The organism is Aliidongia dinghuensis (assembly GCF_014643535.1).
Lineage (GTDB): Bacteria > Pseudomonadota > Alphaproteobacteria > ATCC43930 > CGMCC-115725 > Aliidongia > Aliidongia dinghuensis.
Window position 1 is genome coordinate 165,090 of the sequence record NZ_BMJQ01000006.1, and the last position, 16,845, is coordinate 181,934.

The window sequence follows — 16,845 nt, forward strand, 5'->3', positions numbered from 1 at the left end:
TCCGACGCCAACCACCTTCGACGCCGCGAATTGTCCCCCAATTGTCCCCCGGATTTGGGAGAGCGGCATGTCGAGAACCGAGCACCTGACCCTCGCTTACGAGAACCCGAAGCCTGCCGCGCGGCCGAAGCGGATCGCCGGCCTTCGGCAAAAGGTCGAGCGCGCCAAGCGCAGCGGCAACACGATCAGCTTGACCGATGCCAAGATCGCGGAATGGGTCGCGAGCGCGAAGGATGGCGCCGACCGGATCGAGGTCTTCGACAGCAAGGTCAAGGGGCTGGTCTGCCGCGTCGGCAAGCGGGGTCCGAGCTTCAGCGTCGTGTTCCGGTTCGACGGCGAGAAGCGGCGCCAGGGGATCGATGAAGTGCGGGTCGACAAGGCACGAACCGCGGCGGGCGTGATCCTGGGCAACGTCCGCGACGGGATCGACCCCCGCCCTGCCCTGCTGGTAGCGGCCGACCCGGGCGAACCCGGCGAAGCTGCGCCGCTGCACACCTTGCGCGCTGTGGCGGAGCGGTACATCGCCGACCTGGAACATCCCCACAAGAAGGCGCACGCGAAGAGTTACGTCGATGGCGCCCGCCAGTATTTCGAGAAGTACATCTGCAAGCTGGGCGACGCCCGCCTGATATCGACCATCACGGACCAGGAGATCCGAGCTATGGTCCGGCGGGTGTTCGACACACACCCGGTCACCTCGAACAGGCTCTTGAGCACGACGAAGCGGCTTTTTACCTATGCCGTGGGAGAGGGCATCATCGCCGAGAACCCCGCGATGAAGGTCAAGCGCGAGGCGGACGAGAAGGCACGCGAGCGGACGCTTGACGGCGATGAGGTCGTCAACATTTGGCGCGCGTGCGAGCGGCTGGCCGCCGATGGTGAGGATTGGGCGCGAGCCGTCCAGTTGCTCGGGCTGACCGGCTGCCGACGCGAGGAGATTTGCGCCCTCTCCTGGTCTGAGATCGACCTGGAGGGCACGAAGTCCCAGGCCAGCGCCGGGCCGCAGGACGGCCGCAAGCGGCTCGCCTGGGGTCGGGGACGCGGTATGCAGGCGGCGGGCAGCGACGGCGGCCCAACGATCACAATTCCGGGCAGCCGAATGAAGAACGGGCGCGTTCATGTCGTGCCGCTGAGCTTGATGGCTGTGCAAGTCCTGAAAGCGTGCCCGACCAAAGTGGGTTACGTGTTCCCGAGCATCCGCGATGCAAAGAAGCCGATTACGAATTATTCCCAGATGAAGCGCGAGTTGGACGCCAAGATCGCGGAGGTTCGAGAGGAGTACGGCTTTCCGCCGATGGCGGGCTGGCACTTCCATGATTTGAGGCGGACGCTAGCGACACAGCTTGGCGAGCTTGGCATCTCCAACGCGATCATTGGCCGCGTCTTGTCGCATACGGAGGTCGGCGTCACGGCGAAGGTTTACAATCGGTGGTCATATTTGCCGGAGAAGAGAGCCGCCTTAAAGTTGTTCGCGGAGGCGTTCGAGGAAATCCTGACTGAGGACACATTCGGCGACGACACTCCCCCGGCCGAAGCCTGATCCGACCGCACCGTCCCGACGATCGAGAGGGCCGCCACCGTGCGGCCCTTTCCACGTCCTGGCCGTCCAAAACCACCCTACGAAATATGCGGTACACTGCTCCGTCGAAACTCGAGATTTTGCCGGGACACCCGCCATGGCCGAGCCCACGAAACTTCTCTACGACCTCGAAGACCTACGCCAGATCGGCATTGAGCTGAGCCGCGTGCAGATTGACAAGGCCGAGCGCAGCGGCGCCTTCCCGGGAAGCTTCACGCTGACTGGCCAGCCGCAGGCCAAGCGGCACTGGTTGCGATCCGCGATCGTCGAATGGCTCGAACAGCGCGCAGCCGGTGCCGCCGAGGAAGCCGCGACCAAGCGGCAGGCGATGGGCGCATTCGCCAAAACCCGATCCGCCCGCAGCCCATCCCTGATCGTCGCCCAGCGCCGTGTCGAAGACCTTGAGGCGAAGCTCGAACTCGCGCGCAAGCGCGTCGCCGATATCCTGGTCAACGGCCAACGATGAGCGTCGGTTTCATGGCGCGGTCGACCGCCCAGCGTCGCGCCGCAGCGAAGCGTGGGCTGAAATTCAAGTCATACCAGGACAAGGCGGACGGCGCTCTCGCCTCGGCGCTGAAGGCGGATCGCGCCGTATTCGCCGCGCCGGTTATTCGAGCAGATACACTGCTCGAACGTGGTTGGACACCGGAGGAATTGGCGGCCCTGAAGCCTGCCGGCGTTCAGAACGGCCGGAAGGTCTACTACGTCGCTGACGTCGAGGCGGCGGAGGCCGATGTCGCTCCCGTTCATCGCACTGTGCCGGCGCGGAACGTCGAAAGTATCGGGAGCCCGCGCCCCGAGCTGAAGGCGCCGGCCGGCTGGTCACGGCCGAAACCGATCGATACCAAACCTCGGCGTGAGCCGACCGCCCAGGAGCGGGCGGCGGCGGTGGCACTGCCGAAGATCACGTTGGGCACGGTTCAGAAGTTGAAGGTCGAGCCGGCCGGCGATGCGGCCGAGCGGGTGAAGCAAGGTCTTCTCGCCCGTAGCGGCGCCCGCCCGGTCGACCGGGTCGAGCCAGTCGAGCCACTGGAACCCGCACCGGCTGCCCAGCGCCGCACCGCTGACGTAGAGGTCGCGCCCGAGCCTGGCATCGGGACGTCGGAGACGCCATGCGCGCCAGCGCCCGCCGCCGTGGCTCCGATCGAGCCGGCCGAGCCGATCTCCGACGACATCTTCTTCAGAGGTCGCCCAAGCGCCGAGTATCGCGTTCGAGATGGTCGACCGAGCGACAATGAGCGCATCCCGGCGGGTGTCCGGGTTCTCGTCAAGTGCGCGCGGCTGGGGAGCGTCCTGCACGTCCGACGCAAGGCGTTCGTCGTGTCGGACGCTCCGGCCGGCGCGCTACTGGACTTGCCGGCGCTTTGGACCTGGCTTGACGCGGGGCCGCTCTGAGGTCGCGATCTCCTTGCGCACCTTCGGCCATTCCTCGGCGATGTAATCGGCGGCTGCCGTCCCAGCCGCGATCAGCATGCCGGCAAGAAGCCCACGCCAGGTCGTGACGTCAGGTGCCGCGGTCTTCATGACGTGCGCGCCCCCGCATCAGCCGCATCCTTCTTGGCCAGGCGAGCGACGGCTCGGCGGGCGTTCTTCCGGTCCTTCGCGTGGACGCCGCGACCCGCCAGTTCGTCAAGGTCGCGTTGCTTCTGATCGCGGCGGGCGGACTTCTCTTCTTCCGTGAGTGCTCGGGTCATGAAAATTCTCCTCGCTCATAAAGGTTGGAATATAAGGTGCTTTGGTGATGACCATACGCCGCATCAACTATGGCGACAAGTAAAAACAACGCGCAATACTGTAATCGCAGGGATGTCGTATAACGCAATAAAATAACGCGTAATTTTATTTCTTATATCGCAGGCGCGTCTAGTCCGTGCCGGCGAACAGCTTCCGTGCCCGAGCGGTCGCTTCGCGTTTGTGCTCGTTTTGAGCATATTCCCTGCGAACCAGGGTCTAATTTTTCCTGTAGAATGACAGAAGCCCGTCCGGTGGTCGGACGGGCTTCTAGGCGATGTCGGGTTGGTCGGACCCACAGCGCTTGGACACAGCGGAAGGAAACACCGTGTCACCTGCGACTATACAGCATTTCACCAACGACGCGCGGCACCGACTGGTTGCACGGGGCGATGTCGCGCGTCTGCTTTCACGAGGACGCGATCATGTTCGGAAACGAGATGCATGTCAACGAGGCGGCCGACGTGCCGACCCTCGAAGAAGTACGCGAGACGGAGGCCGCGGAGCGCTGGCGGCACTTCCAGCCGCTTGAGCGCTACGGCCTGATCGCGAGTAAGGAACCGCCGACTGAGGCCGGCCTGTACCTGTTCCAGCGCGCGAACGATTACGCGGAGATCCGCGGCCTATGCCTTTGCCACGTCGAGGACGGCAAGAGCTACCGCCTGATCGCGGGTGACGGCGAGGTCGGCGACCTGTTCCCACATGACCCTGCAAGGAAGCCGCTCCCGGTCGGCGATCGTCCTGGGCACTGGTACGGGCCGCTCCGGACCCTGGACGACCTTGTCCAGCTATTCACCGCGATCACGGTGCGTCGGGGGAGGCCGATTTGACAGGAGCGCCACTGAGGCGCATCGTATCCAGACACCACCCCGCCGGCCGTCCTGGGAAGGACAGCCCGCGGGATTTTTTCATTCTTTCGGCCGGCGATGGCGCCTGTCGAAGCACCACAGGGAGGCTCGACCACCATGGATCTGATCAATCATCTCTCGGCCTTGGGCTATGCGCTTTCTGCGCCGGATGCCAGCGGCGACGTTCGTCTCGACCTGGCCGACGCTGGCCTGACCGCCTTCGAGATCAGCGGCCCGATCGAGGCCCTTGAACTGGCAGATCGTTTCACCCGGCGGGCGCTGGGCGAGCCGGTCCTGGCCCATCGCGCGAGCGATACCGAGCTGCTGCTGGTCTTTGCCGGTGCAGCGCTGAACAAGCCGCGGCTGCACCGTGTCGACCCATGCCGCGTGCAGTGCAGGCGCCATGCGGGACTGGGTGCCGTCCTGGTGCTGCCGGCCGCTGACGAGGATGGCCTGGCGCCGTTCGTCGCCGACGTCGCCAGCGCTGCGGCATGAGAGGGAGGGCAGGGTCATGACTGAGCTGAGAAAGGAGAACCCGCCGAGCGGTGCAGCGCTGGCGGGTTCGGGAGGCGAGAAGAATATGTTGAACCCGTCCAACCTACCACACGCCGAGCGTTCCGCCAAATCGACGGCCGAGATGCGCGAGCGCACCGCCGACGTCCTGCACCTGCCCGGCAAAGGCCGCTTCAGCCGCTACGTCGGCATGTGGTTCGCCAAGTACCTGCTGCCCGTCGAGCCTGGCCAGAAAGCGCCTTCAACGCTGGATAAGGGCACCGGGATATGGAGCCGCACGAAAGGGTGGCAGGACCGCGAGGCGACCGCCGCCGACCTGGCCGAGTGGGACACCTGGGACTGCGCGGTCGGCATCCGCCTTGGTGAGATCGTCGCGTTGGATCTCGACACCTACGGGGCAGAGGAGCGCGACGCGGCGCTTCGTGACGGCCTGGTGGACATCGTGCGCGACGTGCTGGAATGCGCTCCGCCGGTTCGCGGCCGCCCGGGCACGAACCGCTGCGCCCTCTTCCTGCGGGTTGTTCTGGCCGAAGGCGAGGCGCCGCTGAGGAAGACGGCGATACCATTCCACAGTCCAGCAACCGACCCAACGGCCAAGGTCGACCATGGCAAGCTGGAGACCTTGGCGAAGGGGCAGCAGGCGCTGCTGCACGGTCGCCACGAGAGCGGGAGCTGGTACGGCTTTGACATCGGTTTCGGCGACACGGACCCATCCTACGCACTGCACGAGGCGGACATCCCGGCCGCCACCCCGGCGCAGGTAGCGGAGATCCAGTGCCGTTATGCGACGTTCGTGCAGGGCACCGGCCGCATCGTCGGCGTGATCACGTCGAGTAGCGGCACGTCGTCTGCCGAGCGAAAGGAGATCGGCGATGCGCGGTTCCTGGCACCTGGCTTCGAGGCGGAAGAGGTCGCCGCTGAGGATTGGGAGCGCTTGAGGAGTGCGCTCTTCGCGATCCCGAACGTGACGCCTGATTACAACGAGTGGGAGCCGCTTGTTCGCGCGGCGAAGGCGGCATGCGGCGGCCGGGAGGAGTTCTATCCGGTGGTAGCCGCGTGGTCGGCGCAGTGCGGTGAGAACACAGAGGAGATGACGCGCGGCCGGTGGGATAGCCAGGATACAAGCTCCATCGGCTGGATCAGGGTCCGAGAGCTTGCGCTGAAGCACGGCTGGAAAAATCCCCATCCCGAGCCGGCCGCCGACGACTTCGAGCCCGTCACCGAGCCCGAGACGGCTGCCCAGAAGGCGAGGCGCGAGTTTGAGGAGCGCCGGAAAGCCATGCTGGGCAGCGGTGGCTTCTGTCTGGTCAATCATACCGCCGAGAACGCGCCCGCGCTGGCCCAGCAGCCGCCGACGCCATGGGTCATGGGCCGGACGGCCATCCGTGGCGTCATGACAGTCATTGCTGGTCCTGGGGGCGCCTCGAAGACGTCGTATGCGCTCGCGCGCTCCGTCTGCATCGCCTCGGGAATGCCACTGCTGGGCGAGAAGGTCGTCCGCCGGGGCCGGGTGCTGATCTGGTGCGCGGAAGACGAGATGGCCATCATCACCAAGCGCGTGATGGCGTTCTGCGAGCGGTACGAGCTGGACTACTTCAACGACGTCGCGCCGTTCGTCACCTACGTCGACACAGCGGGCGAGCGCCGGTCCCTCATGATCAAGGGCGACCATGGGCGCCCAGAGCGCACGCCGGATTTCGACCGGCTCGAACAGATCATCGTCGAAGGCGGCTACAAGCATCTCGTGCTCGACACCCTCAGCAAGTTGTCGATCGGCCTCGACGGCAACTCGGCCATGGAGGGCGGCATCCTGTCGAGCGAGCTTGCCTCAATGGCGCGGCGGCTGGGCATCAGCGTCGACCTGATCGCGCACACGAACAAGAGCGGCTCGGGCGACCACGGCAGCGCCAATGCGGTGAGCGGGACGGCTGCGATCGTCAACGACAGCCGCATCACCCTGACCGTGATGAAGCTGACGGCCAAGGAGAAGAAAGACCGCGGCCTGACCGGCAGCGTCGTGATGGTCGAAGGCGCTAAGGCGAACTATTCGCCCGACAAGTCCGGCGCGAGCGATGAGCTGCTGTATGAGCTCGTCGACTTCGACTGCGGCAATAGCACTCCCGATCCCGAGGTAGAGGGCGGCGCCGCCGACAGCGACCGCGTTGCCGTCTACCGCCAGATCACAATGGAGGAGCGGCTACGCGGCGATCCGAGAGCCATGCAGGCAGAGGCGGACGCCGCCGAGAACGAGCGCCAGGCGACGCTGCGGCGTGTCTTCGACGCGCTGGGCGGCCGGGAGGCGGAGCTGTTGAACCGGCTGGTCCCGCTGGTCGGGAAAGCCGCCGATCTGAAGGATAGCCAGACCCGCGCGGATATCGCCAATGCTCTGTACCTTCCGCCCAACGCGACGGAAGGCATCCCGGCAGAGATCATTGTCGCCGGCACCACCTACGAGCTGTGGCTGACCAGGACGAAGGCGAGTGCGACGTCGCCGCAGACGGTACGGTGCCGGAAGGCCGGCGCGCTTCCTGCGGCGGCCGGTCAATAAGTCGACGGCCGGCCGAGGGTGGTGGCGCGAGCTAACTATTGGACGAGTTCAAGCGCTTGGCAGACCCCCGCTTCTTCCCGGCGCCCGTTTTCTTTTGTTTATTCTCCAGTTCCGCCAACACGGGAGTATCATCTGAAGTGAACGCGGCCCTCAAAGGGGGGCTATAATCAAGGGCAGGAGTATTTGAAGACGCCAACCCGGTAGGCGTGAGCCCCATCATATCTGCAAGAAGGCGCTGCCTGATCAACTCGCGCGTATCTTTGTCCTTGATTTTGTCGATCTTCTTCGCAAGGTCGATAAGACCATGGGCTCCCTTCAGGCGCAAATCCTGCGCCTTCGCCAGAACCTCTAATTCCATGAGCGCTGTTCCTGCCACAACCCGTCGTAGGAGCGCCTCTCGCCCCTTCGCAAAAGGCACTGCACAGGCATAGACAAGAGCCCGACGGGCTTGCTTTGATTTGGCGATAAGAGAGAGCCAGAGCGAGCCGGGGCTAGCCTCGCGAACGACAAGCTTGTCTTCCTCAGCTATCAACTCACGTTCGAGGTCAGCGAGTGGATTATCGCGAAGCACACTCGCGAGATCATCCTCTCGGCCATCATCGACCAGAAGTGCCACCGCATAGACTTGCCGAAGATGATGAAGGCGCCGCTCCAGTAACTCTGCCGTTACCGCCTCGTCTTTGCCTATGATCTCAAGCCTGACGGGAGCAAATTCACCTGGACTGAGCGTGGAAACCAGTGACACGACAAGCGTATCCCCATCGGCCTGTAGACGTAGATTGAAGGTCTGACTTAAGCCTATTTCTAGAAAGTCTGGTCCTCGGCTGCCGCTTTCAGACGCGGCAGCACTGCTGATCGAGAGCCCCTTAGAAATCCTAATGAACTCATCGAAGCTAATAGGGTTGGCAGACCGAAGCGGGGATTGGAAAATCCTAAATCTGGGCACGCGTCGCCTCCAGTTTTTATCCGCGTGAGGACCATGAAGACGGCCAGCTTGGGGTATAGCAGGCTTTTTTGCCTATAAAGCCATACAAACGTTAACAAATACGACCTAGCACGCGAACGTAAGCACACCGACCGAGCTTTCCAATGTTTGCAATCGCAACCATTGGAAAGCACCCCGATTTTGGGCCTTTCCAGTCTTTCCAATCTTTCCAGTGGAAAGGCTGGAAAGCGCAGAAATGCTCACTTTTTTAGGCTTTTCGGCGGCTTTCCGGAGCTTTCCAGTCGGCCGATTTTTGGAAAGCGAAAATGGCTCGAAAAAAGTGAGGGTTTCTGCGCTTTCCAGCTTTCCAGTCTTTCCACCCCCTACGGGGGCCGGTCTAACCCGACGCGGTGCTCTGGGCGACCGGCCCTAGGGAGCCCCCGAGCGATCAGAGTGAAGAGACGTAATCGTGCAACCCCTGCCCAAGACGTTCTTGAGGGGGCCGCCTGAGACGAGCGACGCGACCGGCGAGCGCCAGATGATCGATGAGATCGAGATGATCAAGGTGGCGAGGGCAGGCATGCTGTCAGTACGAAACAAGCCAAACGATCGTTTGGTGAGGCGATTTGGTCGATGAGCCGATATGTCCGCCAAGCGCCGGATCGACGTTTCGAGCCCCAATAGACGCGACGCCACAACCTGCCCAAAACGCCCGCCAAACCGCACCATCTGATCAAGCATCAGGTGCGATCTAGCCTTCAGCGCTAGCGTTCCTGCGGCGTTCAGCCGCTTCCGACGTCGGTTATGCCTATTGGGGGACGCGATTGGGGGACAAGGGGGCCGAATGGGTCGGAGAGGGGCGTCGGCGAGGCGCCTATGCGACCCTCCGGCTTCCTCGCCGCAGGCTTTCGCCGCGTCAAACGACCGCCGCGGCTACAAGCCACGTCCCGATTAGGTTTCCCTTATCGTCCTATCCACCGAACAGCCACTTCGGCGATCCAACCAAAAGCCGACACCCCGATTTCTATTATTTTCGATTTTAAGCGCCTCTTACTAGCCGACCTCCCCAATAGCCCCCTGGGTCCGTTTCCGCCCCTTCGTCAGACCCACCCCGCCACCGTGTTATCCTGGTCCCTACGAAATCGCTCCAGGGGTACAGGTCATGACGCCTGCCAAGCATGCCGCCGAGGCCAACCGCGTAGCACAGGACATCCGCGCCAAGTCGCGCGCCGCAGGCGAGCCTGACCCCGTGCCCGATCGTCGAGCCACCATTGCCCGGCTCCAGCACCTCGCCCAGCATTCGACCGATGCGCGCCAGCGCTCCGGAGCTAACCAGCAACTCCCGGCCGCCCGCGAACGCCTGGCCGTGGCGCTCGGGACCGATGTCGACAATCTGCTGGTCTATCAGGTCCCATCTCCGCACCCCGGAGCCCCGCCCCGCCGGCGGGCCGGGCGTCCTCCCGGCACCGGCAAGAACCAGATTGCGGCCCGAGAAGCGGCGCGCGCCGCCGAGGCAACAAGCGACCCATCACCTGCACCTGCGCCCAAGCCGCAGTCATTCGGCGAGATGATCGCAACGAAGCTCCAAGCCCGGCTCGCTTCGATCCAAGGGCCGGCGACCCACCCCGACTTCGGCGACGCGCCCGCCGCGCCGCCGCCCGCTGCACACGTCGCCCTTGAGACGGACGTCGACAGCCGGAACGCGGAAGGCCGCTCCAGCCTCGCCGTAGCGCCTCCGGTGACGATCGCGACCCGGCCGGCGAAGGCTGAGAAGCATGTGGCTGGTCAGGCTCTCGCACTGCTGAAGGAGATGGAGCGCCAGAAGAGAGCCGGCGCAAGCACGTCGACAGGCGCCGATGCGGCCTTGCGCCAGGCGCTCGCCGACCGTGCCGCCGAGATCGCCGAGAAGGACGAGATCATCGCCGAGCTGCGCCGAGCGCTGGCCAAGACGCGCCAGGGTGTCGAGAGCATGAGCCTCGTCGATCTCCTGATCCGCCTCGACGTGATCTTGAACGCGGTCACGATCAGGACTGCGCCATCCGCGCTCCAGGCCGGCGGGATGTCACGCAATGACGCGACCGGGCATTCGATGTTCCAGTTCCGCTGCCATCTCGGCGGCGCGCGGACCTATATGCGCCAACTGCCGACCCTGGGCGCCAAGGTGCCGACGATCGAGGCCGCAGAACCTGCGCAGGGTGCATCGTCAACGGCCGGATGGGATTGGACATCGTCGATGGCCACGCCCGAGGTCTGTCCAGGTGTTGGTTCATGGCGTGCCCGAGGGTAATTGGGGCTGCAATCTCCGCTTGAACGCCGTAACCTGCCCGAGTGAAAACTTTTCGACGAGGCGACCATGGCAGGCGACATCTGGGAGATGGCGGTCGAGGAATATCTCACCATGGACCGCGGGCTGTTCCTCAACCCGCAATACGTGATCGGAACGCCTGGTGAGTGGGAGGCGAGTGCGGACTTTCTGGCGCTAGCCTTTCCTGAGCGGATCGCTTGGATGGTCGAAGTCACGAAGGCCCCGAGGCCCGCCCTGTACTCGAAGATCAAGGGGTTCGAGAGTGACTACGCTCCGCGGATCAGGGAGGGACTTGCTAGGCACAAGGTCGTGCCTGCTGGGGGCGCTCCCGCAGACTGGCGGATCGGGCTGTGGATCTTCGCTCCCAAAACCGCCCTGACAAACATCAAAGAGCAGATGGAGAAGGCCGCCGTGCAACTGCACGACGTAACGGCGCTCGACGATACCTTGGCTTCTGACGCTTGGGGTAAGCGGTTCCGCTGAAGCTTTCGCTTCGACGGTCCGAAACAAAGGCTTGACACCGCCCGGCCGGCGGATTTACCCTCGGTTGGCGCCATAGGCGCCAAAACTCATCTCTATGTGCTATGATGCGCTCCGATAACAGATTTCGGAGTGCACCCTATGACCAAGTCCCCCATCCCCGCCGCCGTCGACACCGAATACCACCTGCGCAACGCAGCGTGCGTTCCGACTGCCGCCTTGGCACGACACCTTGCGGACCTTGAGGCCCGCGAGGAAGACCTGACCGTCGAACACGGTTCCCGCGCGCACGTCGTCCGACTGGAGGAAGTCCGGTCGGAGATCGCCGCGGTCAAGAAGGTTCTTCCGGAGGTCGAAGCGCTGGAACTTCGGATCGGGAACTATCCCGCCAAGAAGGAGGCCTAAGCCGTGGCCAAGTCCCCCGCCCCCGTCGCGACCGTCGATCCCGTCGCCGACGCCAAGCACGCGCTCGACACGATCGACACCTTGCGCAACGAGCTGGCCGAGCGCCTGTCCGCGGTCGACGCCCGTACCGAGAAGCTGACGGCCGAACAGCGCGACCTTGCCCCGGCCGCGATCCTGAGCGGCGACGACGCGTCCCGTGTTCGCCTGCTGGCGATCCGCGCCGAGCTGGACGGCATGAGCCACGACAAGGTCGAGACCCAAGCCGCCATTGAAGCTGTCGATGCGCAGCGCGTCAAAGCCCAGACCGTGCTCGCCAACGCCGAGTATGAGGCGGCGCTCGACAAAGGCGCCGAGTGGGCTGCCGCGTACATGGTCGTCGCCGAGCGGATCGACGTCAGGCTCGACGAGCTGGGCGCCGACATCGACCTTCTGCACAACCTGCATGTCCGCCTCGTCGGGCTGAACGACAAGCTCGGCGTGGCACGTGTCGCGCCGGCCATGCTCTGGCACAAGGGCTTCATCGCCGAAGCCGCCCATGCGGCCGGCCAAGCGCTTGGCTTCGGCCTTGGCCTGGAGCGACTGAAGGCACTCCCCGCATGTCAGCGGCTTAGCGATCGCACCAGGCGCGTGCTCCGTGGCCTGTTGGTCCGTCACGACGAAGTCCTGAAGCGGGCCGCCTAAGCCATGACCGTCGCCAAAGGCATCGCAGGCGCTCCATCCCTGGTCCACACGCCGGGCGAGGGTCACCTGCGGGCCGGCGGCAAGCGACGTTCCAGGCTCGGCCGGGCGGCCCTGTTCAACAAGCACAACGAGGACTTCGGGACTATGCCGGCGAATTTGAAGAAGCTCCGCATCCGGGAAATCAGCTTGGTCGACCGGCCGGCATCCCCCGACGCTGATGTGATCTTGATGAAATCCAGAGGCGGCCAGAGCCTCGCGATCGGCCAGGCGCATGCCGGCGATGATTTCCTCCTGGTCGGTGACGAGAACGGCCCGAACGGCATCATCATGAAGCACGCGGACGGGACCGGCGAGCTGTTCGGCCCCGACTTCCTGACCCCGGAAATCCTCGGCGAGTTCACGATGTATCCCGAGGCGCGCATCCTGAAGTTCAACGAGCACCACGACGCGTCGACCGGCCGGTTCGTCTCGGCCGATGGCGGCGGTTCCAGCACGCCTGCCAGTCGCGGCAGCTTGTTCAGCAACATCAGCGGCCGATCGGTCGCCACCCACGGCGCCGCTGCGGCTGCCGGCGTAGCGGTCGGCGCCGTAGCAGCACATCCGGCGAACCGCCAGGCACTGATGCGCGCGATTGACGCCGGTCTCAGGCATCCCGCAACGCAGGACGCCCTGCGCCGCGCCGGGGAGGCCGCAAGGTCGCCCTCTGGCCAGAAAGCGGCGGCAGCCGCGTTCGCCGCCGCAACCGCCGCGGCGGGCGCTGGGAAAGCAGGCCGCGCGCTTGGTCTGGGGTTCGCCGCCGGCCTCATGCACGGCGCCGCCCGTTTTGGGAAATCACAGGAGCACACGAGCATGTCGGGTTACGAACAGCACTATCGCAATCTCCTCGCTGACGTCCGCAAAAGCTTCGACGGCCGAGACGACGGCGACATGGTCGGCGCGCAGGATGCCCGGTCCGAAGAACAGAAGGCCGCCGAGATGCAGGCCGTGCTTGAACACGCCGCCCAGAACCTGCCGTCCTCGGGCGAGAAGTTCGAGGGCTGGCTCGCTCGGATTTTCGGCCAGGGCGCCGATGCGCTGTACGGCGATGAGCGCCAGGCACTGGCCGCACTGGTCAAGCATCACCGTGACGCGCTGCGTAACGGCAGGGTCGACCATCTGACGGTCACCAAGGCCGAACGGGGCCTTGCTCGCAAGGCGGAGGAGATCCAGAAGGCCGAGCGCACGACGTTCGCCAAGGCGTTCACGAGGGCCGCGACGCGTAACCCCGAGATGTACGCGACGCTGAGGGCTGCCCAGAACGACACGTCCGCGGCGGATGCCGCCTTGGACGTCCTGAACAAGCGCGCCCAGCAGATCCAGAAGTCCAGCGGCGGCAAGACCAGTTTCGCGAAGGCGTTCGGCCAGGCCTGCGCCGAAGACCCGTCGAGCTACAGCACGTATCGGAACCGCGGCGCCAGCGCCCAGCAGATCGCCAAGGCCGATGACGGCGATGACGGCGACGGCGCGCAGGAAGCGGCCGACGCGATCAACGCTCGCGCCGCCGAGTTCGAAAAATCCGGACTGCGGAAGGCGGCAGCCTTCACGAAGGCGTGCCAGGCCATGCCGTCCGAATACCAGAAGGCCCGGATGGGCCGGAAGCTGTGATCGTGCACCTTGCCGTCCGGGCGCGCATGCAGCGCCGGCCGAGACGAACGTTACGGGCACCCATCCGTGCCCTCATGACCCTGATCGGGTCGATGATCCTCATCACCTGATCGCGAGAGATCGAGCCCGTCCTCAACTTGGCCGTAGGGAGCGGGCTCGACAGGCGAGACGACCGTGCCCGTTGCCCAACGGGAGCGAATTCCATGGTCGTCTCGCCACCCTATCCGATCGGCACGACGTCCTGCTGCCGTCGTGTCGCCAGGCGGCCGGCACGTCCTTGCCCGCGTGTCGGTCGCCGCCCTTATCCAGATCGGCGCGGCGACGCAGGCATGGGCCGCCGCGCTGAAGATGGCCGGCGCGTCTCGCAATCCGCGCCGGCCGTCACCCCCGAGATAGGAGGTCGCCGTGGTCTATGAGGGTGTCGACGGCGAGATGATCCTCGGCACGCCAGCCGACTACGAGCTGGCCCATGCCCTTGCTCATGACCTACGCCACCATGCCCGAGAGGACAGCGACAAGGCGGCCCGGTTCTATCTCGTGCTCGACGCCATCGCAGCCTACGAGCGCGACCACGGGCTCAACGAGGGTTTCATCTGGGGCACGGCATAGCTACCTTCCCGCCCACCTACTGCCCGAAGAACGGCTCAACCTGCGGATCGACCATCCCGTAGATGTCGATCGCGATCAGAAGCGCTAACGCGATCACGGTAGTCCAGCGCGTCCATTCGAACTTCGGCGGTAGGACGCGCCGCCACTGCATGATCAGCGCGATAAACAGCAGCGGCGCCGAGGGGAGCCAGTTGCCATAAAGGCCGAGCAGCAAGCCGACCACCGCGCTCGTGTACATGGTCAGCCGGTAAGGCAACGGCGATTGTTCGACCATTAGATGCTCTGAGAGTAGGAACGTCGCCTCGCTTCAACCTCATAGGCGCGTGTGACGGTTGGCCCGGCGGTGCTGCCGATAAGGTGCGCGAGGTCTACCGAGCCGGCAACGCCTCCGAGGACCCTTGCGGCTGTGCCAGCAGCGGCGACGACCGCGGACTCAGGGAAAAAGAGGCCGGCCAACGCGACAATGCCGATCGCCGAATATGCGTGGGAAACATTTCGTTCGAACCAGTCCTTGCCAGCAGGATTTGGGATCTTACCCTTGACGATCTGCGGTGCGGCCCAAGCGAATTCGTCGGGCGAGAGGCACCACGGTCGTTCGTAAGGTGATCCTTCAGCCCAGCTCTTGACGATGGTCAGATGCTGGTAGAAACCCCGCTGCGCGCCGCGGGTCCGGCTGCGCAACAGGTTCTCCAGCGCCAGGCGCGCGCTGACGTTGATGCACCGAAAGCCGGTCAGAGCCAGCATGACGTTGCCAGCTTCTTGCTGGTTGACATCGCCGAGGTAGGCATCCGGCACGCCGATGCTGTCGGCGAGCATGTTGACGTATGGCTGATCCACGTTGCGGCTCCGCTCTTACCCGGATGGGCTAACGGCCCGATTGAGTGAAAGTTCACAGCGCTCTTGCTATGGCTGTAGATTAACCTGGCTGGGCGGGCATGCCGTGCTGGTCCGCCGGCTGCCATGGAAGGGCCGGCCGGGGTATTTCGCGGAACCCGGCTCCGCTTTCAAAATTCCAAAAATTGTCCCCCATACATAAATTGGGGGACAATCCACAAGAACTACTCCGCAGAAATCCGCCATTTTCTTCCTGTTTTTCGCTGACGCAAAAGCAGGTGATCGAGGTCGGCTTCCGGCTGGAGATCTGAGCCCGCAGCCAGGATAGTTGACTCAGTCAAGCATATTATCGATCCTGGCGGTCCGTCATCGGAGGCCAGGATCATGGACGAGCTCGCGACCCGCATCGGCGCCATCCGGCGCTTCAACCGGTTCTACACGCGCCAGATCGGCGTGCTGCAGGAAGGGCTGCTCGCGACGCCGTTCTCGCTCACCCAGTCACGCGTGCTCTACGAACTGGCGCACCGGACCCATGTGACCGCGAGCGCGCTTGGGCAGGACCTGGGCCTCGACGCCGGGTACCTGAGCCGCATGATCCGCGGTTTCGAGACGCAAGGCCTGGTCGGGAAGCACCGCTCGGCCGAGGACGGGCGGCAGAGCCATCTGGCACTGACCGACGCCGGCCGCGCCGCCTTCGCACCGCTCGACGAGCGCTCGACCGCCGATGTTGCCACCATGCTGGCCAAGCTCGATCCGCCGGCCCAGGCGCGGCTCATCCGGGCCATGGCCGAGATCGAGGCGCTGCTCGACCCGCGGCCGGAACCGGCCGGGACCACGGCGGCCGAGCCCTATACGCTACGACCGCATCGCCCGGGCGACATCGGCTGGGTCGTCCATCGGCACGGCGTGCTTTATCACCAGGAATATGGCTGGGACGAGCGGTTCGAGGCGCTGGTCGCCGAGATCGGCGTGCAGTTCATCAACAATTTCGACCCGGCGCGCGAGCGGGCCTGGATCGCCGAGCGCGGCGACGAGGTCGTGGGCTGCGTGTTCCTGGTGCGCGAGACCGACACGGTCGCGAAGCTGCGCCTGCTGCTGGTCGAGCCGTCGGCGCGCGGCCTCGGCCTCGGCCGGCGCTTGACCGAGGAATGCATCGCTTTCGCCCGCGCGCGTGGCTACGGGAAAATCACGCTCTGGACCAACGACATTCTGACCGCCGCCCGCGCGATCTACGCCCGCGCCGGCTTCCGCCTGGTCGCAAGCGAGCGCCACCACAGCTTCGGCCAGGACCTCGTCGGCGAGAACTGGGAACTGGAGCTTTAGCTCCTACTCCTGCCACCCCTCGGGCGCGGTTTCCTCGCCGCGGAAATCGAGCTCGACGCGGGCGCCGCTCGGGTCGAGGAAAAACAGCTGCCAGAGGCCGCCGCCCGGCAGCTGGCGCAAGTCATAGGAGACGCCGCGGGCGTCGAGCCGGCGCAGGGTCTCTTTGAGACCGGTCGCGGTGAAGGCCATGTGGTCGAGCACGCCTTGCGGATCTTGCGGCAGCGGCCGCCCGCCGACGACATGCAGGATCGGCCGGCCGTCGCCGTAGAGCCAGGCGCCGGGGAAGTCGAATGGCGGGCGCGGCCCCGGCTCGAGCCCGAGGATGTCGCCATAGAAGGCAACGGTGGCCGAGACGTCTTCGGTCAGGATGGTGAAATGATCCATGGCGATGGCGGGCATGGGACCTCCCTTTGGCCGCGC

Annotated in this window: 18 protein-coding genes; 13 read left to right on the forward strand and 5 right to left on the reverse strand. The window is 64.9% G+C overall.

What is annotated here, in order from left to right; all coding sequences use genetic code 11:
• Window positions 1–67: 67 nt before the first annotated feature.
• From IEY58_RS13100 to IEY58_RS13110, 3 genes are all read left to right on the forward strand, one after another.
• Window positions 68–1,540 carry a tyrosine-type recombinase/integrase gene (locus tag IEY58_RS13100; RefSeq protein WP_189046377.1) on the forward strand — a complete coding sequence of 491 codons (1,473 nt, stop codon included), beginning with the start codon at window positions 68–70 and terminating at the stop codon, window positions 1,538–1,540.
• 136 nt (window positions 1,541–1,676) lie between these two features.
• On the forward strand, window positions 1,677–2,045 hold the full coding sequence (locus IEY58_RS13105) for a hypothetical protein (RefSeq protein WP_189046378.1): 369 nt from the start codon (window positions 1,677–1,679) through the stop codon (window positions 2,043–2,045).
• Entirely contained in the window at window positions 2,042–2,974 is a 933-nt protein-coding gene (locus IEY58_RS13110) for a hypothetical protein (RefSeq protein WP_189046380.1), read from the forward strand. Before IEY58_RS13105 ends, IEY58_RS13110 begins: the two co-directional genes overlap by 4 nt.
• Before the next feature lie 125 nt (window positions 2,975–3,099).
• Here IEY58_RS13110 and IEY58_RS13115 read toward each other — a convergent pair whose 3' ends face one another.
• Entirely contained in the window at window positions 3,100–3,273 is a 174-nt protein-coding gene (locus IEY58_RS13115; RefSeq protein WP_189046382.1) for a hypothetical protein, read from the reverse strand.
• A gap of 462 nt (window positions 3,274–3,735) precedes the next feature.
• On the opposite strand from IEY58_RS13115, the gene IEY58_RS13120 reads away from it, so the two are divergent.
• The 3 genes from IEY58_RS13120 (at window position 3,736) to IEY58_RS13130 (ending at window position 7,219) form a co-directional block, all read left to right on the forward strand.
• Window positions 3,736–4,140, forward strand: coding sequence for a hypothetical protein (locus tag IEY58_RS13120; protein WP_189046384.1), 405 nt, complete (start codon window positions 3,736–3,738; stop codon window positions 4,138–4,140).
• A gap of 135 nt (window positions 4,141–4,275) precedes the next feature.
• The gene (locus tag IEY58_RS13125; protein WP_189046386.1) at window positions 4,276–4,653 is read left to right on the forward strand and encodes a hypothetical protein; all 378 of its coding nucleotides are present in this window, start codon (window positions 4,276–4,278) and stop codon (window positions 4,651–4,653) included.
• Between the two features lie 16 nt (window positions 4,654–4,669).
• Complete coding sequence (locus IEY58_RS13130; protein ID WP_189046388.1) at window positions 4,670–7,219, forward strand: AAA family ATPase; 2,550 nt, start codon at window positions 4,670–4,672, stop codon at window positions 7,217–7,219.
• A gap of 31 nt (window positions 7,220–7,250) precedes the next feature.
• On the opposite strand, the gene IEY58_RS13135 is transcribed toward IEY58_RS13130, so the two are convergent.
• The gene (locus tag IEY58_RS13135; RefSeq protein WP_189046389.1) at window positions 7,251–7,964 is read right to left on the reverse strand and encodes a hypothetical protein; all 714 of its coding nucleotides are present in this window, start codon (window positions 7,962–7,964) and stop codon (window positions 7,251–7,253) included.
• A 1,342-nt stretch (window positions 7,965–9,306) separates the two neighbouring features.
• Here IEY58_RS13135 and IEY58_RS13140 point away from each other — a divergent pair.
• The 6 genes from IEY58_RS13140 (at window position 9,307) to IEY58_RS13165 (ending at window position 14,268) form a co-directional block, all read left to right on the forward strand.
• Window positions 9,307–10,431: a hypothetical protein gene (locus IEY58_RS13140; RefSeq protein ID WP_189046391.1), complete on the forward strand. Its 1,125-nt coding sequence runs from the start codon at window positions 9,307–9,309 to the stop codon at window positions 10,429–10,431.
• A 66-nt stretch (window positions 10,432–10,497) separates the two neighbouring features.
• A complete protein-coding gene (locus tag IEY58_RS13145; protein ID WP_189046393.1) occupies window positions 10,498–10,932 on the forward strand; it encodes a hypothetical protein in 435 nt (144 codons plus the stop codon).
• Window positions 10,933–11,070: 138 nt separating this feature from the next.
• Window positions 11,071–11,334, forward strand: a complete 264-nt coding sequence (locus IEY58_RS13150) for a hypothetical protein (protein WP_189046395.1) — start codon at window positions 11,071–11,073, stop codon at window positions 11,332–11,334.
• A 3-nt stretch (window positions 11,335–11,337) separates the two neighbouring features.
• A complete protein-coding gene (locus tag IEY58_RS13155; protein ID WP_189046397.1) occupies window positions 11,338–12,015 on the forward strand; it encodes a hypothetical protein in 678 nt (225 codons plus the stop codon).
• A gap of 3 nt (window positions 12,016–12,018) precedes the next feature.
• Window positions 12,019–13,659, forward strand: coding sequence for a hypothetical protein (locus tag IEY58_RS13160; RefSeq protein ID WP_189046399.1), 1,641 nt, complete (start codon window positions 12,019–12,021; stop codon window positions 13,657–13,659).
• Between the two features lie 405 nt (window positions 13,660–14,064).
• Window positions 14,065–14,268: a hypothetical protein gene (locus IEY58_RS13165; RefSeq protein ID WP_189046401.1), complete on the forward strand. Its 204-nt coding sequence runs from the start codon at window positions 14,065–14,067 to the stop codon at window positions 14,266–14,268.
• Between the two features lie 16 nt (window positions 14,269–14,284).
• Here the strand turns inward: IEY58_RS13165 and IEY58_RS13170 are convergent, their stop codons facing one another.
• Both IEY58_RS13170 and IEY58_RS13175 read right to left on the reverse strand, forming a co-directional pair.
• Window positions 14,285–14,542 carry a hypothetical protein gene (locus tag IEY58_RS13170; protein ID WP_189046402.1) on the reverse strand — a complete coding sequence of 86 codons (258 nt, stop codon included), beginning with the start codon at window positions 14,540–14,542 and terminating at the stop codon, window positions 14,285–14,287.
• Window positions 14,542–15,105, reverse strand: a complete 564-nt coding sequence (locus tag IEY58_RS13175; RefSeq protein WP_189046404.1) for a hypothetical protein — start codon at window positions 15,103–15,105, stop codon at window positions 14,542–14,544. Before IEY58_RS13175 ends, IEY58_RS13170 begins: the two co-directional genes overlap by 1 nt.
• A gap of 381 nt (window positions 15,106–15,486) precedes the next feature.
• Between IEY58_RS13175 and IEY58_RS13180 the strand changes: the two genes are divergently transcribed.
• Entirely contained in the window at window positions 15,487–16,425 is a 939-nt protein-coding gene (locus tag IEY58_RS13180; protein ID WP_189046406.1) for a bifunctional helix-turn-helix transcriptional regulator/GNAT family N-acetyltransferase, read from the forward strand.
• Between the two features lie 3 nt (window positions 16,426–16,428).
• Here the strand turns inward: IEY58_RS13180 and IEY58_RS13185 are convergent, their stop codons facing one another.
• Window positions 16,429–16,824 carry a VOC family protein gene (locus IEY58_RS13185; RefSeq protein ID WP_189046408.1) on the reverse strand — a complete coding sequence of 132 codons (396 nt, stop codon included), beginning with the start codon at window positions 16,822–16,824 and terminating at the stop codon, window positions 16,429–16,431.
• Window positions 16,825–16,845: the final 21 nt, after the last annotated feature.

Excerpts from the sequence above, each read along its gene's own strand:
- IEY58_RS13185 (WP_189046408.1), bottom strand. The coding sequence starts at position 16,824 with ATGCCCGCCATCGCCATGGATCATTTCACCATCCTGACCGAAGACGTC.
- IEY58_RS13180 (WP_189046406.1), top strand. The coding sequence starts at position 15,487 with ATGGACGAGCTCGCGACCCGCATCGGCGCCATCCGGCGCTTCAACCGG.
- IEY58_RS13125 (WP_189046386.1), top strand. The coding sequence starts at position 4,276 with ATGGATCTGATCAATCATCTCTCGGCCTTGGGCTATGCGCTTTCTGCG.
- IEY58_RS13100 (WP_189046377.1), top strand. The coding sequence starts at position 68 with ATGTCGAGAACCGAGCACCTGACCCTCGCTTACGAGAACCCGAAGCCT.
- IEY58_RS13145 (WP_189046393.1), top strand. The coding sequence starts at position 10,498 with ATGGCAGGCGACATCTGGGAGATGGCGGTCGAGGAATATCTCACCATG.
- IEY58_RS13105 (WP_189046378.1), top strand. The coding sequence starts at position 1,677 with ATGGCCGAGCCCACGAAACTTCTCTACGACCTCGAAGACCTACGCCAG.
- IEY58_RS13120 (WP_189046384.1), top strand. The coding sequence starts at position 3,736 with ATGTTCGGAAACGAGATGCATGTCAACGAGGCGGCCGACGTGCCGACC.
- IEY58_RS13110 (WP_189046380.1), top strand. The coding sequence starts at position 2,042 with ATGAGCGTCGGTTTCATGGCGCGGTCGACCGCCCAGCGTCGCGCCGCA.
- IEY58_RS13115 (WP_189046382.1), bottom strand. The coding sequence starts at position 3,273 with ATGACCCGAGCACTCACGGAAGAAGAGAAGTCCGCCCGCCGCGATCAG.
- IEY58_RS13130 (WP_189046388.1), top strand. The coding sequence starts at position 4,670 with ATGACTGAGCTGAGAAAGGAGAACCCGCCGAGCGGTGCAGCGCTGGCG.
- IEY58_RS13140 (WP_189046391.1), top strand. The coding sequence starts at position 9,307 with ATGACGCCTGCCAAGCATGCCGCCGAGGCCAACCGCGTAGCACAGGAC.
- IEY58_RS13160 (WP_189046399.1), top strand. The coding sequence starts at position 12,019 with ATGACCGTCGCCAAAGGCATCGCAGGCGCTCCATCCCTGGTCCACACG.
- IEY58_RS13170 (WP_189046402.1), bottom strand. The coding sequence starts at position 14,542 with ATGGTCGAACAATCGCCGTTGCCTTACCGGCTGACCATGTACACGAGC.
- IEY58_RS13150 (WP_189046395.1), top strand. The coding sequence starts at position 11,071 with ATGACCAAGTCCCCCATCCCCGCCGCCGTCGACACCGAATACCACCTG.